We start from the raw sequence: 16,106 nt of genomic DNA, 5'->3' as shown, positions 1-16,106 counted from the left end.
ATGGGCCAGGACTCCGAGACCTACGGGCCATGGCTGGCCGAGCTGGGCCTCTCGGAGGCGATCGAGCGGGCCATCCTCGCCGGGTTCGAGATCGACGTGCTGGAGATCCGCGACCCCTCCCCGGTCTTCGGGGAATCGGACGAGGCGCTGCGGGGCCGGCGCCTGGCCCTGTTGCAGACGGCGGTCCTGGAACACGCGGCCGCGTACAACCTGCGCACCGTCATGACCTTCCATCAGAAGGTCGAGGAGGCCGCCGCGTTCGCGGAGAAGCTGCCGGAGACCGCTGCCGAGCTGTACGTGAACGCCGCCTCGGACGACAACCTGGCGGCCGCAGATCGGCTGCCGAAGTCGTCGATCGACGCGGAGTTCTACGACCTGGAAGCCGGCCGCCACGTACCCCCGGACCGCATCTGGTCGTCCTGGCTGTGCGGCGACCACCTCGTGTCCGAGCGGCGCGAGGTACTGCGGCAGTTCGCCAACGGCATCGACGCGAACAACCGGCGCGTGCACCGGGCGTTCCTCGCCTCCGTGCGCGTGCTCGGGGAGGGCGTGGACATCACTGGCGAGCGCGGAGTGGAGGCCATCTGCTTCGCCGACACCCGCGGCTCCCAGGTGGAGATCGTCCAGAACATCGGCCGCGCGCTCCGGCCCAACCGCGACGGCACCACGAAGATCGCCCGCATCATCGTGCCCGTCTTCCTCCAGCCCGGCGAGGACCCAACCGACATGGTATCCTCCGCCTCCTTCCGCCCCCTTGTGGCCGTGCTCCAGGGCCTGCGCTCGCACGATGAGCGCCTGGTCGAGCAGCTCGCCTCCCGCGCCCTCACCAGCGGGAAGCGCAAGGTGCACATCCGGCGCGACGAAGAGGGCCGGATTGTCGAGGCCGGCGGCGAGGGCGACGGCGAGGACCAGGAGCAGGACGACACCGACGCCGCCGTCGAGTCCGCGCTGCTCCACTTCTCCAGCCCACGCGACGCAGCGACCATCGCGGCCTTCCTGCGCACCCGGGTCTACCGGCCAGAGTCCCTGGCCTGGCTGGATGGCTACGAGGCCCTGATCCGCTGGCGGAAGGAGAACGAGATCACCGGTCTCTACGCCGTCCCCTACGACACCGAGACCGAGGTCGGCGTCACCAAGGACTTTCCCCTCGGACAGTGGGTCCACCAGCAGCGCAAGACGCTGCGCGCCGGCGAACTCGACCCCCACCGCAAGGAACTGCTGGACGCGCCCGAAGCAGGGATGGTCTGGGAGCCCGGCGAAGAGGCGTGGGAGAACAAGCTCGCCGCGCTCCGCTCCTACCGGCGGGCCACCGGGCACCTCGCACCTCGCCAGGACGCGGTCTGGGGCGAAGGCGAGGCGATGGTGCCCGTCGGCCAGCATGCGGCCAATCTCCGCAGGAAGGGCGGCCTCGGGAAGGACCCCGAGCGCGCCGCGGTGCGGGCCGCTCAGCTGACCGCCATCGATGAGGACTGGGACTGCCCGTGGCCGCTCGACTGGCAGCGCCACTACCGCGTCCTCGCCGACCTGGTCGATGCCGACGGCGTCCTGCCGACCATCCAGCCGGGCGTCCTGTTCGAGGGCGACGACATCGGCAAATGGCTCGCACGGCAACGCGAGGCGAGCACCTGGGCGCAGCTGTCCACCGAGCAGCAGGAGCGCCTGTCCCAGTTGGGCGTCACACCGCTTGAGGCTCCGTCTCCCGCTCCGGCGGCCACCCGGTCGAAGGGCACGGGTAAGGCGCAGCAGGCGTTCCAGCGGGGCGTACAGGCCCTCGCGCAGTGGGTGGAGCGGGAAGGCGCGGACCGGCCGGTGCCGCGCGGGGCCATCGAACAGATCACGGTCGACGGCGAGACGGAGCCCGTGACCGTCAAGCTGGGCGTGTGGGTCTCGAACACCAAGTCGAGGCGGGACAAGCTCAGCGCCGAACAGCTCACCGACCTGGCCGCGTTGGGCGTCGACTGGGCAGGCCCCGCACCTGCCGCCCCTGCCCCTGCCCCCACGGACGGAGGTTCTGAGCAACCGGCGCCGATGGAAACGCCCGTGCCGGAGCAGCGCGACGCGGGCGCCACGGGAACGGATGAAGAGCGCGAAGCCGAGGCGGCCCGCGGACTGGCGCGCATGAAGCGCCTCACCGAGCTGACACGGAAGCACACCAAGGCCGAACTGCTGCGCATGGCCTACGCGGGGGGCCTGGTGCGCCACAACTCCCCCGAGCAGTGGCGCAAGGATGAGATCGCCTCCGCCGTCGTGGACAACGAGCTCAGGGCCGCCGCCCGGTCCAGCGCTGGCCAGCCTCCCGACCCGCCCGCGTCGGCTTCCCCGCCGAAGCGGCCGCGGGTACGGCACCACCATGACGAGTGCGACAAGACGGTGTACGAGGGCGGCACCTGCACCTGCGACATCATCGAGCAGTACGGACCGCCCTCCGAACGGGACGACTACTGAGACGGCCTCCGGCCGCTCCCCCACCGGACCCCAGGCCTGTCGAGGCCCGGGGTCCGGTGCGTTCACGGGGTGAGGCGGTGCCAGATGAAGACGCAGCTCTCCAGGCTGGCGAGTGACGGCCTGCGCAGCACGGACCGGATCCGCTCGGGCCCCACCAGGACGACGGGCATCCGGCGCTCACGCTCCTGGAACAGGCTCCACAACCCGTAGACGTACTGCAGGGCCTCGGTCCGCAGCAGATGAGCATCGCGTACGACCACCACCGGCCAGGAGCGCCGTGCGAGTTCGTCCTCGACAGCCCGCTGTGCGTCGGCCAGCCGACGCGGCCGGACACCGAGGTGCAGAGCGGCGTGGATCGCGTCCAGGAGCGCCGCCAAGTTGCCCGGCGCTGTGGTCGTGACCACGACGGAGTCGGCCCCGTCGCAGCGGCTGAGAGCGGCCTCCACCACGGCTTCACCCTGGACGTTCTCCGGTGCGATGACGCAGAGCAGTGCGCGGGTCTCAAGGATGTGGTCCAGGTTCTCGGCAAGTGCGGAGAACGCTTCGTCGGACACGGCCGTGGCGACGTCGCCCATGGTTCCTCCCCGGGGAGCTGCGTACGGGACGCCACCAGTCCAGCACGTTCGCGGACAGCGGCGGAGACATGGACGTCATCACGGCGCAGATTGACCGAGCCTGTTCGAGACGTGAGCGGCTGTGCCGGATCAGCGAAGCTCGGGACCCGGTCAGCAGAAGATCGTGGCGCGGCCGGAGCGCTCAGCGATGTGGGCGATGTCCTCGTATTCGGGCTGCCCGTCTCGGTACGGACCCGACCCAGGACTCGGCTGTGGCCACGGCCCGGGCATGCCCGGGTCAGGTCTGCTGCCGCACCGGGCGGCCGACGGTCCACAGGTCGCCGGGGGCTCGGACGAACGCACGGTGGGTGAGCATGTCCCGCTTCAGCTGCGCGGCGGAGACGATGTGGCCGCGCCGGGCGAGCGCGTCACGCAGCTCGCCGGGCGTCAGGGAACGGCCGCAGCGCGCGAGGTACCGGGCCACGAGCTGCTCGTTGGTGGGGTAGGCCGGCGGCTCGACCACTAGGAGCGAGTCACTGAGCGCTTGGTGCTCGGTCATCCCGGCTTCCGCCAGTTCCAGCAGCGGTTTCGCCACGCCCCCTACCTGCGACAGGCGACGTCTCCAGTTGTCGCGGGTCAGGTAGCCGTTTCGGTAGCACCACAACAGCAGCCCGCCCACGGTGACCGTCGCGGCCAACGGGTTGCGTCGCGCGAGGACCACCAGGCGGTGAGCGCCCGCACCGGACAGCCGCAGTGCCCAGTCGATGGCCACCAGCGCGTTCGCGGCGGTGGCCTCCAGGCCGGCCACGCGCATCACGCTCTGGGCGACGGGGATCCAGTCGATAACGGCGAACCCGAAGTGGTGGAAGACGCTGTCCTGGGTGACGATGACGCTCGGAGCGAGGAACTCTGCGAGCGCCATCGTGGGCGCGTCGTCCGGATCGCCCCGGTACTTGCGCGGGATATCTCGGTCGACCCGGAGGATGTGCCGGGTCTGCGGGGACAGGTGGTCGCGGATCTCCAGGTCGACCACTCGAAGGGCGGGCAGGATCTGCTGATCGAGCACGCGGCGCGCCCAGCGTTCCGGCACCTCGAAGTGGGCGGCCATCTTGGGCAGGTGTTCGTCGACTTCACCGGGAACGTGCGCGGCGATGTACGGGGTGGCGCGGCCGGTGACGGCCAGCGCGGTGACCCGGTCCTGCCGGCCGCCGCTCTTGGCCAGAGCGCAGGCTTCGACCAACAGCGCGTTGGTGTCGAGGACGGGCAGCAGCATCGGCCGGTCCAGCACCATCGGGTTGATCGCCGACCCGGAGGGGATCAACAGGGGCGGTGCCGTATCGGCACGGTCGAGCGTCATGGATCCAGTGTCTTCACCGCCACTGACATCCGTGCGGGATTCTCGGACCCGAAGCCGGTCTGGGTGACAGATCCTCAGAGCCCGTTGGCCGACAGCTGGACCACGGCCGCATGGCTCTCGCCGACCAGGGTGGGCACGCCGCGGTGATGGCCGCGTGCTGACGCGGCGCGTCCGTGTCGGGAACCTGGGGCCGACGATCGCGTGGGCGCAGAAGATCCTCGGCGACCCGGACGGGTACGCGATCCTGGACACTGAGACGCCCGGCCTGGACGCCGCTCAGGGCCCGTTTCCGCAGGCATCACGATGAGAAGCCGCTCAGGCGCTGAAGTGAGAGTCAGCAGCCCCGGGTCTTCGAGCTGTCACGGTCGGCCGGGCAGTTCTGTGTCGAAGAACTTGATCACCGAGGTGACCAGCATGAGGGCGTACACCGCGTTGATGCGCGAATACTGGGTCCGGGAGACGCCGTGTGCGCTGGGGTGGCGACCGAAGGTACGCGGGATGGGGTCACCGTTCCTGGGGTAGTACCTGGCGTGCGCGTACCAAACCGGGGCGAAGGTGCAGGCGACCTTGAACTTGTAGTCCTCAAACTTGAACTTGACGCCCTCGGTCTTGAAGTCGTTCTTCGTGAGCAGGACTCGATCGTCCTTGTCGAAGTGGCGCTGGAGGAGGGAGTCGAGCAGGTTGGCGGCCAATGCCTGAGCCGCGCTGGCGTGTCCAGCTCGTAGGGCACGTACCACGTCGAGGGCGAAGCCGCAGGCATCCCGTACGGCCAGGTGCCTGACTTCTTCGAGTACCGCCTCGCAGTCGTTGACGATGCTCTTCCAGCGTCGGCCGATGATGCGGCGCCGGGCGGCCGCATCCGGCGCATCCAGCAGGACGCACACCGTCTGCGGCCCGGGTACCCACATGAGGGGGATGCCCTCCTCGACCAGGAGCTTTTCCAGGTCGTCCAGGTCGGGCGTGACGTCGCGCAGGTTCTCCGGGTAGAGCCTGTTGATGATGTCGTCGAGGGAGGCGAAGACGCTGTGCCACTGAGGCGGCCGGTACGCGGCCAGCGGCTCCAACGCCTGCCGGACCATGTCGTTGAAGCGGGTCAGGTCCGCCATCTGCCTGCCGAGGGTCTCGGTGACGGCGTTCATCCGGGCCAGCGGAGAATCAACCACGATCCGAGCGAGAACAGGGCGCATCCTCACCGCAGCGGAGTCAGCGAGCATCTTGCTGATCCACGCGTTTTGGTTCCGCATATAGTCGTGGAACGGCTTAAGCGTCGACGCGTAGAAGCGCGAAAGATCAACCGACTCCGTCTGGCCTGCGTCCTCGGACTCGTCATGCTCCTGGTCCTCAGCCTGATCCGCGCCCTCTGACTCGTCAGGCTTCTTATCCTCAGCCATGGCTACATGCTCCCACGCTTCCATGCGCGCTCATCAGGCATTTTTGCCATCCCCGGCTAGGCCAACCCGGGCTCCCCCACCCCTTGGGCGAGGACTCAGCCAAGGGGTGGGGACAGCACTGGGATCCTCCGCTACGCGGAGTCGGCACCACCTGATCGGAACCAGAACCTGCGCTGCCGGGGCGAGCTCGCCGTTCTCTGTGCCGTGGTTGGCTTGATTGTCTGGCCGGAATGGGGGTGTCCGAGCACGGCGGTCCGCACTGCCGACCAGTCTTGGGCACGCCACCAGTCGAAGAGCTGGCCAGTGGCGAGCACCGGGAAGGTGAGGGCGTCGACGAACTCTTTGCGCTGGTACACCTCAGTGGGGCGCTGCGCGGGGTCGAGCCGATGCTGATGGTTGACGATCAAGGTGGAGCAAGTGACCGGCTGGTTGGGGCGTAGCTGTGGCCAGGTCTCCAGGTGCCGTTGAAGGTGGGAGACCAGTTTCTCCGATGCCGCGCCGGAGGCGGATTTCACCTCGATCAGGCACGTCTCCTGGTCCAGCACGGCCACTAGGTCCGCCGACTTGGTGGCGCCCAGTTCCGCATCCAGGTCGGTGACGGTGAAGCCGGCGGCGCGCAGCACGACGGCGACCGCGTCGGCCAGTTCGCCGCCGCTGCCGTAAAGCAGCCCGGACCGTATGGGCTCGGCTTCCTGCCGCGCCCGCTCATAGTCGGCCTGGAAGCGGTCCTTGTCGTCGATGTAGCGGCGCTCCAGTTCCTCGAGGGCGACGCGGGCTTTCGTCTCTGCGGATGTCTCCAGGTTGGTGTCGATGCTGTGCGGGGATCGGACGCGGCGCAGCGCGGCCGGGACGTGCGCGGGCAGGGCCCGCTGGACGATCCAGTCGACCACGGTGTTCCAGTCGACCGCGTCGGGGATCACGTACCAGATCTGTTGGCCGTCGCTGGGTGTCCAGCGGGCAACGACCGGCTCGTCCAGGCTGTCCACCAGGATCGGCACCAGTTCCCCGTCAGGCTCGTGGACAGTGGTCCCCCGAGGGCCTTCCATAGCGGTCGCCTGCAGAGTCATGGCCCACCACGGGGCACCGGCCGGGCGGTTCCGTAGCCGCAGGCCCAGGTCACGGTCGGCCGCGTCCAGGTCGGGGGCCAGAGAGATGTCCGCCCCTGCGGGCAGGCGCTTCCCAGCGATCGAGCCGGTGAAGTTGCGGAAGTTCACACTGGCGTTGTAGCGACTGAAGACGTTTCGAGGGCCGTCATCTTTCGCGTTTCCCATCGTGGCGATGATCAGCGCGGGCTCGCCGCGCGAGGCCGCCCCGGACAGGAACCGCTCGAACTCATCCGCGCCCCGGCTGGCGAAGTGGCTCGGGTTGACGGCCGCTGCACAAGTGCTGGTGTCCATACCGAGCCAGCGTGGCTCAGCTCCCCACTCGCTCCAGGAGATGTCCGCGTACTTGGCCGAGGCCGCGAAGAGCTGGTGCGCGTAGTCGGCCGCCTGCGGATCGGGCTCCGGCATCTCTGCGGGATTGTGAACAGCGACGTGGACGGGAAGCAGCCCGTTCGGGCCCTGGGAGTGTGCAGCCATAGCAGCACCGTAGCCGCAGCGTGCGACACCGCATCCACACTTTTCCTCACTCAGAGTTCAGCCGCCTGGCGTAGCTCTCTCCGCAGCGAGCGCGGCCTCCAGGCGGTCCAGGCGCTCGTAGAGCGCACGTACGAGGCGGGCGCGGTTCTGGACGCAGCGGACGGTGCCCTCGATCGTCGCGGACAGTCGGCCGTCTGCCTCGCGCAGGACGACGTCGGCGAGCGCCTTGGTCCCACTGTCCTTGGGCAGCTGGTTGGTGTGGCGGCGGACGTCGGCGGCGACGGCGCGGGCGTGGCCAGTGAGCTGGAGGGCGATCTGCTCGTAGTCGCGGGTGGTGAGCGTGTCTTTGCCGGTCCACTCGAGGACGGCCGTGACGAGGCTCTCGTACGGCGCGCGGTCGAGCGGGAGCTCCGCCTCGATCAGCCCGTCGGGGTCGTACAGGACCGTATGGCTGCTGTTGTGCATGGCGGGCCTCGCTGCCGGGAGCGTCGTGTGCGGGTGACCGGCGGTCACCGCTGGGTGTTCTCGCCGCCGTCGGGCCGGTCGTCCTGGTCCTCGGTCTGCTGGGCGAGGAACCGGGCGTAGCCGCGGTCCGCTCGGGCCAGCAGGGCCGGGGAGGGGACGCCGTAGGCGGGCGGCCGGAGGCCGCGGCCCTCCGGGGCCGGGGCGGTGGTGTCCGTGTGTGCGCGCATGGGGCCCCGCCTCTTCGGCTGATGGTCCGTGGGTGCCGTCGACGCTACGCAGCTACGGGCCGCGCTCTCAACGAAGTTGCGGAGAATTGCGGAGGTTCACTCCAGGGCGTCGATCGCGTTCCGGATGAGGGTGCGGGCGGCGTCGCCGTACACGGCCATCTCCGCGAGGCCGGCGAACGCCTTGGCGTAGTCGGCGAGCTCGCGCGGCTGCTTCACCTTGATCTCCGCCGTCAGGGTCTCCACCACAGCCTGGACGTCGTCGTGGAGGTAGAACGCCTCCAGCGGCCACACGGTGCGCTGCGCGGTGAACGGGATGATCCCCAGCGAGACCGAGGCGAGCGGCATCACGGCCAGGAGGTGGCGCAGTTGCCCGCGCATGGCGTCGGGGTCGGCGGTGCGGTAGCGCAGGACGGATTCCTCCATGAGGACGACGTAGCGGTGGCCGCCCTCGTAGAGGAACCGGGAGCGGGCGATGCGGGCGGCGACCGCTTCGGCGACGTCGTTGGGGGTGCCCTGGAAGGCGGTGATCTGCTGCATGAGGGCGGTGGCGAAGCCGGGGGTCTGGAAGAAGCCCGGCGGCACGTTGGAGACGTAGACCCGGCATACGCGGGTGCGCTCGTGCAGGGTGTTCCAGTCCTGCTGGACCTTGCGCATGCCGCCCTTGTGCAGGCGGCGCCACTCCAGGTACATGGAGTCGACGGCGCGGGCGGTGGCGATGAGGTCGTCGGCCTGGTCGTCGGCACCGCACGCCGAACACCAGGTGCGGATGTCGGTGTCCGAGGGCGGGGCGTCGCCCTTCTGGATGCGGGTGGTCTTCGCGGGGTGCCAGCCGCACCGGGCGGAGAGTTCCTTCCCGGTGAGGCCGGCGTCCTTGCGCAGGTGCTGCAATCGCACGGCGAGCGCTTCACGGGCGGCCTGCGCGCTGGAGGAGGGAGAGACGGTCACGGGCTGCTCAGGGGGCCTGGACGGTGTACTTCTCGTGCGGGACGCCTCGCTCCCACACCGCCTCGAACGCCGTGGCGCACAGCGCGGCCGCCGCTGGGTCGTCGGTGCGTTCCTTCCCGTCCGTCGCCCAGTCGCCGGTGCCGGTGAAGTGGTGGAACTGCACGACGCGGCCGTCCAGGAGCCAGAAGTCGTTGCCGGGCAGCGGGATGTCGCTGGCGTGGCGGCGGGGCAGCCAGCGCACGTCCTCTCCGGCCTGGAGGTTGAGCGGGGTGATGGCGTGCTCGTAGCGGATGTAGTCGGTGACCGGCTCGGAGACGATCCGCGCGCGGCGCATCACCACGCCACGGGCGACCACGTACTTGACGAGCGGCATCCACTGCGGCCAGAAGGAGCGGGCCGGGTCGAGGTTCGGGACGCCGGTGCGCAGGAAGTTCTCGAAGTCGTCCGTCTCGTCGCCCACCGCGTAGACGTCGCGCATCTCCAGATGGACCGCCGTGCGGTGGGTAGCCGCGAGGAGGTCAGCGAACGTCGCGCTGGTCAGCAGCTCGTTCCGCCGCATCGCACGCCTCCCTCACGATCGACACCATGTGGGCCGGAATCCGGATCACCCGCTCGTGCGGGGGAATCCCGGCCCTGTGGCCGGGCACCCACTGAGTGGAGCCGACCTCGGTCTTGAGGAGCTCGTCGGCCTCCTCACCCTGGAAGATCAGATCCGAGCTCTCCTCTTCCACCCACACCGTCGGCGATCCCTCGCCGCCGGTGTTCGGGTCGATCCCGACGAACCGTAACGTCATCGCGTGCTCCCCTGTCGAGTCGGTTGCGCATAGTTGCGCACCGACCGTCCCGCGCGCCGATGCCTGGGGTCAAGGGCAGCCCCCACCCCGCGCGCAAGCCGATAGCCCGTTCGGGTGAGGGGTGTTGGGTATCCGGGCGCGGACACTGGACTATGAGGGGCATGAGCACGAACGAGCCCGCTGCCGGGCCGCAGGACTTCCAGCCCGGCGACTCCCTCACCGGTTCCGCCTGGCCCGCCGTCCTGGCCGCTACCACGCCGATCGCCACGGCCGTCGCCACGGTGGCCAAGGCCCGCATCGAGCAACGAGGCGAGACCGACCGGGCGGTCATCGCGGCCGACGTCGAGCGAGAGCGGCTGCGCCGGCCTGAGCTCCCGCCCAGGGGCAACGACGACGCCTGAGCCACCGGCGCGCGGTCCGCTACTCGGTGGTGCGGTCGAGGTCAGGCAGGTGAGGCGGGAAGTGCCGCTCCAGGATCTCCACCCACCGGTGCAGGACGACGAAGCCGGTGGTGTCGGCCTGCGCCTGGACCAGTTCGGTCAGCGCGTCGACGAACGGCTGGGCAGGCGTGCCCGGCGCCATCGCCGCGGCGGCCTGCTGGAGGCGTTCGTGCGCGGCCGGGAAGACGTCCTTGGCCCACGCGTCCTGTTCCTTGATGCGCCGGGAGCCCGACTCCCAGCCGATCTGCATGATGGTCCACTGCGGGCAGTCCGGCGTATGCCACATCTGGGTCGGCAGCCCCACCCCCACGCAGGCGTTCTCCGGGCCCGGCCCCGCCTTGCAGTCCGGACACACTTCGCCTTCCGTCTCTGCGAAACCCTCCACCGCCACGCTCCCCTCGCCTGGAAGATCACGAGCCTGCCATGGGGGATCACCGGCTGACCAGAGCTCCGCCGTCCGGCTCCCAGGTTGGTGACCTCGCGGTATGGCCATCAGCAGGTGTGACCGTCCAAGGTGGGGCCATGAGCGGACTGCGACCCGGTGACATCACTGACGAAATGATCCAGGCCATGGACACGGCCAAGCGGCAGGGACTGCAGAAGGACTTGCGCGCCCTCGCCGCCAACATCCGCGCCGACGCCGAGGGCCGCTACGACGGCGCGGAGCCCGGGTGGCAGGCCGGAGTCGAGTGGACGCTGCTGTGGATCGAGAACACCGCCAGCCAGCTCACCGAAGGCCAGCCGTAACACTTGACGGCGACGGCGCGCACATCGTCACGGCGCACACCGGCCGCCACCATGTCTGGACAGCCCGTTCCTGCGGCGAAGCTCCGCTACGCGTTCTTCCGTCCGTGGAAGAACCCGAAGAGGCCGGCCTGCTTCGCCGCGGCTTCCTGCTCAGCTCGTTCCTCCGCCTCGCGGCGTTCCCGTTTCTTGATGCTGAGGCAGACGCGGCAGTCCCCGTGGGGAGCTTCGGCCCCGTCGTCGGGGTAGGTCTTGCGACCGCAGGTCGGGCACGGCCAGGTCGCTGCCTCCCGGCGGCGCCGCTCCTCCATGTACGCGAGGCTCTCCCGCTCCCTCTTGGCCTCAGCTGCCCGCCGGCGCTCCTCCTCCCGGACACGGTAGGCGCGGCCGTCGTCGGGGTTGTCCAGGGCCTTCTTGAGGGTCTCCCAGTCGGAGTGGCCGTAGCGCCACCAGATGGGTCCCAGCGGGCCGTGCTGCTGGAGGCGGGCGAGGGTGGTGACGATGACTGGCAGGGCGCGGCTGTACTCGCGGTAGCCGTCGCCGGTCGTGCCGCCGTACGGGTCGTCGCCGTTCCACTCGCCCCGCCAGCAGTCGCGGGTCAGGTCGCGGACGGCCGTCATGCGGTTCATCATCGCCTTCGCACCGACGTCGGCGGTGAAGACGATCGCCAGGGGCGGGTACCCCTCGCGGTCGCTTTTCTCGTAGAGGGTGGTCCACAGGGGGGCCTCGCGCTGGCCGGGGATGCTGACGGTGCGCCGGTAGAAGCGGACGTACTTGCCGAGTTTCGCGGCGAGGCGGGGGCGGTCCTCGGTGCCGTTGTCGACCTCCACGCACAGCATCGGCAGGCCGGCCTCCGGGGCGGTGAGGACGGCGTCGGCGCGCAGGCTGCCCTTCACGGGGTTGACGAAAGATCCGCCGACGGGCAGGACCACTTCGGTCTCCCACGCGTCGATCGTGCCGATGCCCGGCGGTGGGAGGGGCGGTGCGGCGGCAGGGAGGGGAGCCGGCTGGTTCTTCCGTATGACCGGCTTCGTCGGGACGGGGACGGGCTGGATGAACGCGGTGATCGTGTCGGTGACCTTCCGGGCGTGCGGGGCCGCCGACGCCACGGATGCCTTCGCGGTGCTGCCCATGTCCCGGACTTCACGCTCCAGGACCACGCCCGCGGCCTCGAGGCCGGCCGGGGTGAGGTTCCACAGCTTCTCCGTGACCCGGTTGCCGTTCGCGTTGACGCTCTTCGCCGATCCCAGGGAGACGACCAGGCCGTGGGCGGCGAGGTCCTTCGCCCCGTTCAGAATCGTCTGGTTGCTCGCGTGGCCCGGCGCCATCAGCTGCCGCAGCTGCGCCGCGGTCGCGACCTTCACCACTCCCAGCGCGGTCAGGATCATCGTCCGGGTCTTCTCCGTCGAACCGAACGGACACACCTTCGTCCCACCCACCGTGACTTCCCGTCCTTCCCGTACGCCCGACCGCCTTCGGGCCGGAAGGCCGGCGCACGCCCCGCCGCCCCGAACCCGATCACCACTCCTACCACTCCCTACTGACTTAAGAGTGTTGATATCAGGGTTGTCGAGGTTTCGGAAATGGGGTGGACAAGGGGTCTGACCTGGGGAAACGCGGCGCGCTGGCGGGTGGGGAAACGTAGGGGAAACCGTATGGCGGTGCGTAGGGGCTGGAACGCCGAGACTGGCATCGCGTGCAGCCTGCGGTGGCCGCCGGACAGAGGCCGTCAATCCGCGGCCTCTGTCCACAGGACTCCGCTCACAGACTCCCTTCCGAGGCCGCCGCGATCAGCGAGGCGGCCCGTACATGAGGAGCTGTCATGCCCGAGAACACTGTCACCGTACCGCTCGCTCCGATGGACCCGCAGGACGTCGCCGACGCCTTCGCCTACATCCGGGCGATACAGGCCGGCGACATCGACACCGCCTGCGCGGTCGCCGACGACACGGGCCCGGAGCTGCACCGGCTTCTCCTGGACGTCGCCGCACGCGTCTTCATCCCCATCACCGCCGCGGACGACCACGACGGGGAGCCCTGCGCGCACTCCTTCCTCGCCGCGGCACTCGGGCGACTGCTGCTGGAGCTCCTCTGCCACAGCGTGTGCCTGTCCGGTGCACCGGGCATCGCCGACACCATCACCCGCTTCACCGAGAACATCCTCACCGAGGACCAGGGCGACGTCGCCGACGTCCTGCGTCAGCTGGAGGCCGCCGGGATGAAGCAGGCGATGGAAGCGCACCCGCCGCACCGCACCACCGCGTAGCGCACCTTCGGGACGGCGGTGGTGCGGTCCGGCGCACATCCCCGGCGCACCACCGCACCGCCGTGGTGCGCTCCACCGCACCCACCGCACCGCACCGCACCGCACCGCACCGCACCAACTCGGTACGCACCACCGCACCACCGCACCGCATCGCCGGGCGCCACGGCCGGGCGGGCTCCCCTATCACACACCCCCTTGACCACGACCTGATCGCGAGCCGAAACGGGCTGTGTCAAGGGGAAACGTCCTTGGTGGCGGAGCCGGACAAGGGGGTCACACGCATCCGGCCGCACCCGGACAAGGGGTCGCCGGCGGCGAGCGCACCGGCGTGGTGCGGACATCGGGTGAGGCGCACCAGCACGTGCGGGAGTGCCGGGCATCGTCGCAGTGGTGCGGTGCCGGGCACGGTGGCGCGCCATCGCGGTGCGCACCACGGTGGAGTCCACCGTCATCCGGCGCACCGGAGTGGAGTCCACTCGGTGGAGCCCATCGGGTGGACCCACTGAGTGGAGCCCGGAGTGGACTCCACTCGATGTCGTGCATCGCCGCAGGATGCAGAACATCGCGGGTTCCACCCGGTGGACGATGTCCGGCATCGTCACCGCAGCCAGGCGTTGGAGTGCCGCACCCGGGACAGGGCGCGGGCATCACGGCGGGCAGCCGCGTTGCCGATCCGGCTCTGCCGGGAGCGGGGTCGGCGCGACTCCCCCGCGGCGAGGCGGCGCTTGGCGGCGTCCCGGAGCCGCTCCCTCTGATCGTCCAGCTGCTTCTTCTTGGCCGCCTTCGATTTCGGTGTCCGGGGCCGCTTCCAGATCGGCTGCCAGCCCGCGGGCTCATCGGGCTCGGGCTCCTGGTCCTCACCGAGCGCGGCGGCTATCTCCCCACTGGCCGCGCGGGCTCGGGCGAGGACGTCCTTCAATTCGGGGGTCTCCGGTGTGGTCATGCGAGTCCTCCAGTGGGTGTCCGGCCAGGCGTCGGCTGCACGCCGGGCGGCGGGGTGTGTGACGGTGCGGGCGTCGCCGGGGCGGGCCGCTGCCGGGCGGCGCGGGCGGCGGCGCGGGCGGCAGCGCGCTCCCGGACGCCGTCCTGGAGCCTGACGGCCATCTGGGCCGCGGCCTCGATCGTGACGCGGGTCTGCTCCAGCGCGGCAACATCGGTCCCCTGCTGCTGCTCCTGGGCGCGGCCGGCCTTCCGATCCGTACGCGACGGACGCAGACCAGACCTCGAGGCGCCGGGCACGGCGACGGTGTGCGGGCGGGCACGGGAGCCCAGGCGCTCCGCACGGCGCGCCGCGTGAACCCGGGCGCTCAGCGCCCCGGCGGCCAGGCGGGCCCGCGCGTAGAGAGGAAGCGTCCGCTGGCGGGTCAGGGGGCGCAGCACGGCCTGGTCGTCGGTGTCGCGCGGGTACAGGGCCTGCAGATCGGCGGTCATCATCAGGCCCCGGCCGACAGGGCGGGTGTAGTCGTCGACCACGGTCTGCACGATCGTCTCGTCCAGGCCCGGCTGGTGGGGTCGGCCGCGCAGGACGTAGGAGAGGTAGCGGCGCGCTTCGGCGAGCAGGTGGTGGCGCTTGAACGCCCCGCGCATCACGTACACCACGGCGACGACGTCGACGGCCGCCAGGGCGACGTCGACCACCGGCCGCACCCGCGCCCACACCGCAGCGGCCGCCGCTCGCGCCCGCTGCGCCAGCCGGTCGATGACGTCGGCGCCGAACCTGCGGACCGCCGACTCCCGCCAGATCTCGCGCAGCTCGGACAGCGGCCGCGGTTCCTTGCGCTTGGGCGGGCGCGTCCGGTCGGCGGCCCGGCAGGCCAGCGCGTAGGCGGCCTTCTCCCCCGGCGCGTGCCCGTGCTCTTCCACGTATTCGGCAGTGAGGACGAACAGCGCTTCCTCGATCTGCTGACGGCGCGTGGACTGCCAGCCGATGAGCCGCTGGTCGATGCCCGCGATCTCCATGACGGGACGGCGGCCGGGCGTCACCTCGCGCGGCTCCCACGCCCACCCGAGCCGGGCGGACACCTCCTCCATGAAGAACAGGAGGTACAGAGTGTCAGCGGCGACGATGTGGGACAGCAGCGTGTCCGCCGACAGGTTGCCCCACGTGCCCTTGGCGTCCGGCCGGCGGGCGCGGATCGACACCACCGCGTGATCGTGGAGCAGCGGCTTCGACTCGGCAGCTCGGGACTCGTAGTGCCGGAACACCGCGACGATCAGCCCACCGTCCCGGACCGGTGTGCGGTGCTTGCCGCCGCTCCCCGACCGGATCTGCGCGACCGACTCCCCCAGCCACTTCAGCGTCTTGTCCACGGAGATGTCCTGGCACAGCTCCAGCACCCGGCGTTCCTCGTCGCCCATCAGCGCCCACGCGATGTGGGCCGTCGGCGGCGGCCGGAACACCAGGTCCATGCCCAGCCAGGGGACGCGTTCCTTGGCCTTCTCCGTCTTCGGCGACCGGTTGTGCTCGATGGGCCTGCCCAGCACGGTCGCCCGCCGGGCCTTCGCCGGATCGTCGCCCGCCTGAAGGCGCTCGCGCTCGATCCGGTCGGCGTCCGGGTGCCGGCCTTCCCCCAGGAGCAGTTCGGCCTGCCGCTCGCTCACCTCGTCACCGGCCGTGAGGCCGACCGCCTCCAGACCCCGACCCCGCCAGATCCCGGGCGGGACACCGGCCTCGTCCTGGGCGTCGCGCAGCGCCGTGCCTGCGGGGCGGTGGCCGTCACCGACCATCACGCCGCGGAAGAGGTAGCGCACCCCGTCACCCGGACGGAGCTCCGATTTACTGATCACCGGGCCATGGAACACCGGTCATGACCTGCACAAAAGCGCGATCCGGGGTCCTTCCCGCCGGGCGGGAGGCCATCACCAAGTCTTTACCGTGGGGCCCGCCAGGCGGGCCGC

The 16,106-nt window shown here is 70.5% G+C and carries 18 protein-coding genes; 5 read left to right on the top strand and 13 right to left on the bottom strand.

Going from position 1 to position 16,106, the window contains the following annotated elements; all coding sequences use genetic code 11:
* A partial coding sequence (locus tag AC0VY3_RS38275) for a helicase associated domain-containing protein (protein ID WP_475552062.1) occupies positions 1-2,445 on the top strand: 2,445 nt, incomplete at its 5' end.
* 62 nt (positions 2,446-2,507) lie between these two features.
* Here the strand turns inward: AC0VY3_RS38275 and AC0VY3_RS38270 are convergent.
* On the bottom strand, positions 2,508-3,020 hold the full coding sequence (locus AC0VY3_RS38270) for an AAA family ATPase (RefSeq protein WP_475552061.1): 513 nt from the start codon (positions 3,018-3,020) through the stop codon (positions 2,508-2,510).
* A gap of 277 nt (positions 3,021-3,297) precedes the next feature.
* Complete coding sequence (locus tag AC0VY3_RS38265) at positions 3,298-4,356, bottom strand: PIN domain-containing protein (protein ID WP_475552060.1); 1,059 nt, start codon at positions 4,354-4,356, stop codon at positions 3,298-3,300.
* A gap of 154 nt (positions 4,357-4,510) precedes the next feature.
* Between AC0VY3_RS38265 and AC0VY3_RS38260 the strand changes: the two genes are divergently transcribed.
* Complete coding sequence (locus AC0VY3_RS38260) at positions 4,511-4,663, top strand: hypothetical protein (protein ID WP_475552059.1); 153 nt, start codon at positions 4,511-4,513, stop codon at positions 4,661-4,663.
* Between the two features lie 52 nt (positions 4,664-4,715).
* On the opposite strand, the gene AC0VY3_RS38255 is transcribed toward AC0VY3_RS38260, so the two are convergent.
* From AC0VY3_RS38255 to AC0VY3_RS38225, 7 genes are all read right to left on the bottom strand, one after another.
* Positions 4,716-5,747 carry a hypothetical protein gene (locus tag AC0VY3_RS38255; protein WP_475552058.1) on the bottom strand — a complete coding sequence of 344 codons (1,032 nt, stop codon included), beginning with the start codon at positions 5,745-5,747 and terminating at the stop codon, positions 4,716-4,718.
* Positions 5,748-5,878: 131 nt separating this feature from the next.
* A complete protein-coding gene (locus tag AC0VY3_RS38250) occupies positions 5,879-7,327 on the bottom strand; it encodes a hypothetical protein (RefSeq protein ID WP_475552057.1) in 1,449 nt (482 codons plus the stop codon).
* Between the two features lie 57 nt (positions 7,328-7,384).
* Complete coding sequence (locus AC0VY3_RS38245; protein ID WP_475552056.1) at positions 7,385-7,792, bottom strand: DUF6415 family natural product biosynthesis protein; 408 nt, start codon at positions 7,790-7,792, stop codon at positions 7,385-7,387.
* A 44-nt stretch (positions 7,793-7,836) separates the two neighbouring features.
* Complete coding sequence (locus AC0VY3_RS38240) at positions 7,837-8,019, bottom strand: hypothetical protein (RefSeq protein WP_475552055.1); 183 nt, start codon at positions 8,017-8,019, stop codon at positions 7,837-7,839.
* 96 nt (positions 8,020-8,115) lie between these two features.
* A complete protein-coding gene (locus tag AC0VY3_RS38235; RefSeq protein WP_475552054.1) occupies positions 8,116-8,964 on the bottom strand; it encodes a helix-turn-helix domain-containing protein in 849 nt (282 codons plus the stop codon).
* A gap of 7 nt (positions 8,965-8,971) precedes the next feature.
* On the bottom strand, positions 8,972-9,523 hold the full coding sequence (locus AC0VY3_RS38230; RefSeq protein ID WP_475552053.1) for a DUF6879 family protein: 552 nt from the start codon (positions 9,521-9,523) through the stop codon (positions 8,972-8,974).
* A complete protein-coding gene (locus tag AC0VY3_RS38225) occupies positions 9,483-9,758 on the bottom strand; it encodes a hypothetical protein (RefSeq protein ID WP_475552052.1) in 276 nt (91 codons plus the stop codon). Before AC0VY3_RS38225 ends, AC0VY3_RS38230 begins: the two co-directional genes overlap by 41 nt.
* A 161-nt stretch (positions 9,759-9,919) precedes the next feature.
* On the opposite strand from AC0VY3_RS38225, the gene AC0VY3_RS38220 reads away from it, so the two are divergent.
* The gene (locus AC0VY3_RS38220; protein ID WP_475552051.1) at positions 9,920-10,159 is read left to right on the top strand and encodes a hypothetical protein; all 240 of its coding nucleotides are present in this window, start codon (positions 9,920-9,922) and stop codon (positions 10,157-10,159) included.
* A 19-nt stretch (positions 10,160-10,178) separates the two neighbouring features.
* Here AC0VY3_RS38220 and AC0VY3_RS38215 read toward each other — a convergent pair whose 3' ends face one another.
* On the bottom strand, positions 10,179-10,583 hold the full coding sequence (locus AC0VY3_RS38215; RefSeq protein WP_475552050.1) for a hypothetical protein: 405 nt from the start codon (positions 10,581-10,583) through the stop codon (positions 10,179-10,181).
* Positions 10,584-10,720: 137 nt separating this feature from the next.
* Between AC0VY3_RS38215 and AC0VY3_RS38210 the strand changes: the two genes are divergently transcribed.
* Complete coding sequence (locus AC0VY3_RS38210) at positions 10,721-10,945, top strand: hypothetical protein (protein WP_475552049.1); 225 nt, start codon at positions 10,721-10,723, stop codon at positions 10,943-10,945.
* Positions 10,946-11,031: 86 nt separating this feature from the next.
* Here the strand turns inward: AC0VY3_RS38210 and AC0VY3_RS38205 are convergent, their stop codons facing one another.
* Positions 11,032-12,381 carry a replication-relaxation family protein gene (locus AC0VY3_RS38205; RefSeq protein WP_475552048.1) on the bottom strand — a complete coding sequence of 450 codons (1,350 nt, stop codon included), beginning with the start codon at positions 12,379-12,381 and terminating at the stop codon, positions 11,032-11,034.
* 383 nt (positions 12,382-12,764) lie between these two features.
* Here AC0VY3_RS38205 and AC0VY3_RS38200 point away from each other — a divergent pair, with 383 nt between their 5' ends.
* Positions 12,765-13,208 carry a hypothetical protein gene (locus AC0VY3_RS38200; RefSeq protein WP_475552047.1) on the top strand — a complete coding sequence of 148 codons (444 nt, stop codon included), beginning with the start codon at positions 12,765-12,767 and terminating at the stop codon, positions 13,206-13,208.
* 598 nt (positions 13,209-13,806) lie between these two features.
* Here AC0VY3_RS38200 and AC0VY3_RS38195 read toward each other — a convergent pair.
* On the bottom strand, positions 13,807-14,151 hold the full coding sequence (locus tag AC0VY3_RS38195; RefSeq protein ID WP_475552046.1) for a hypothetical protein: 345 nt from the start codon (positions 14,149-14,151) through the stop codon (positions 13,807-13,809).
* A complete protein-coding gene (mobF, locus tag AC0VY3_RS38190; RefSeq protein ID WP_475552065.1) occupies positions 14,148-15,935 on the bottom strand; it encodes a MobF family relaxase in 1,788 nt (595 codons plus the stop codon). The genes AC0VY3_RS38195 and mobF overlap by 4 nt, the downstream gene beginning before the upstream one ends.
* Positions 15,936-16,106 lie beyond the last annotated feature (171 nt).

Source organism: Streptomyces sp. iso_384 (genome assembly GCF_056172905.1).
The sequence above is the reverse complement of the archived record's forward strand: the minus strand, read 5'-3'. Positions and strand labels throughout refer to the sequence as shown.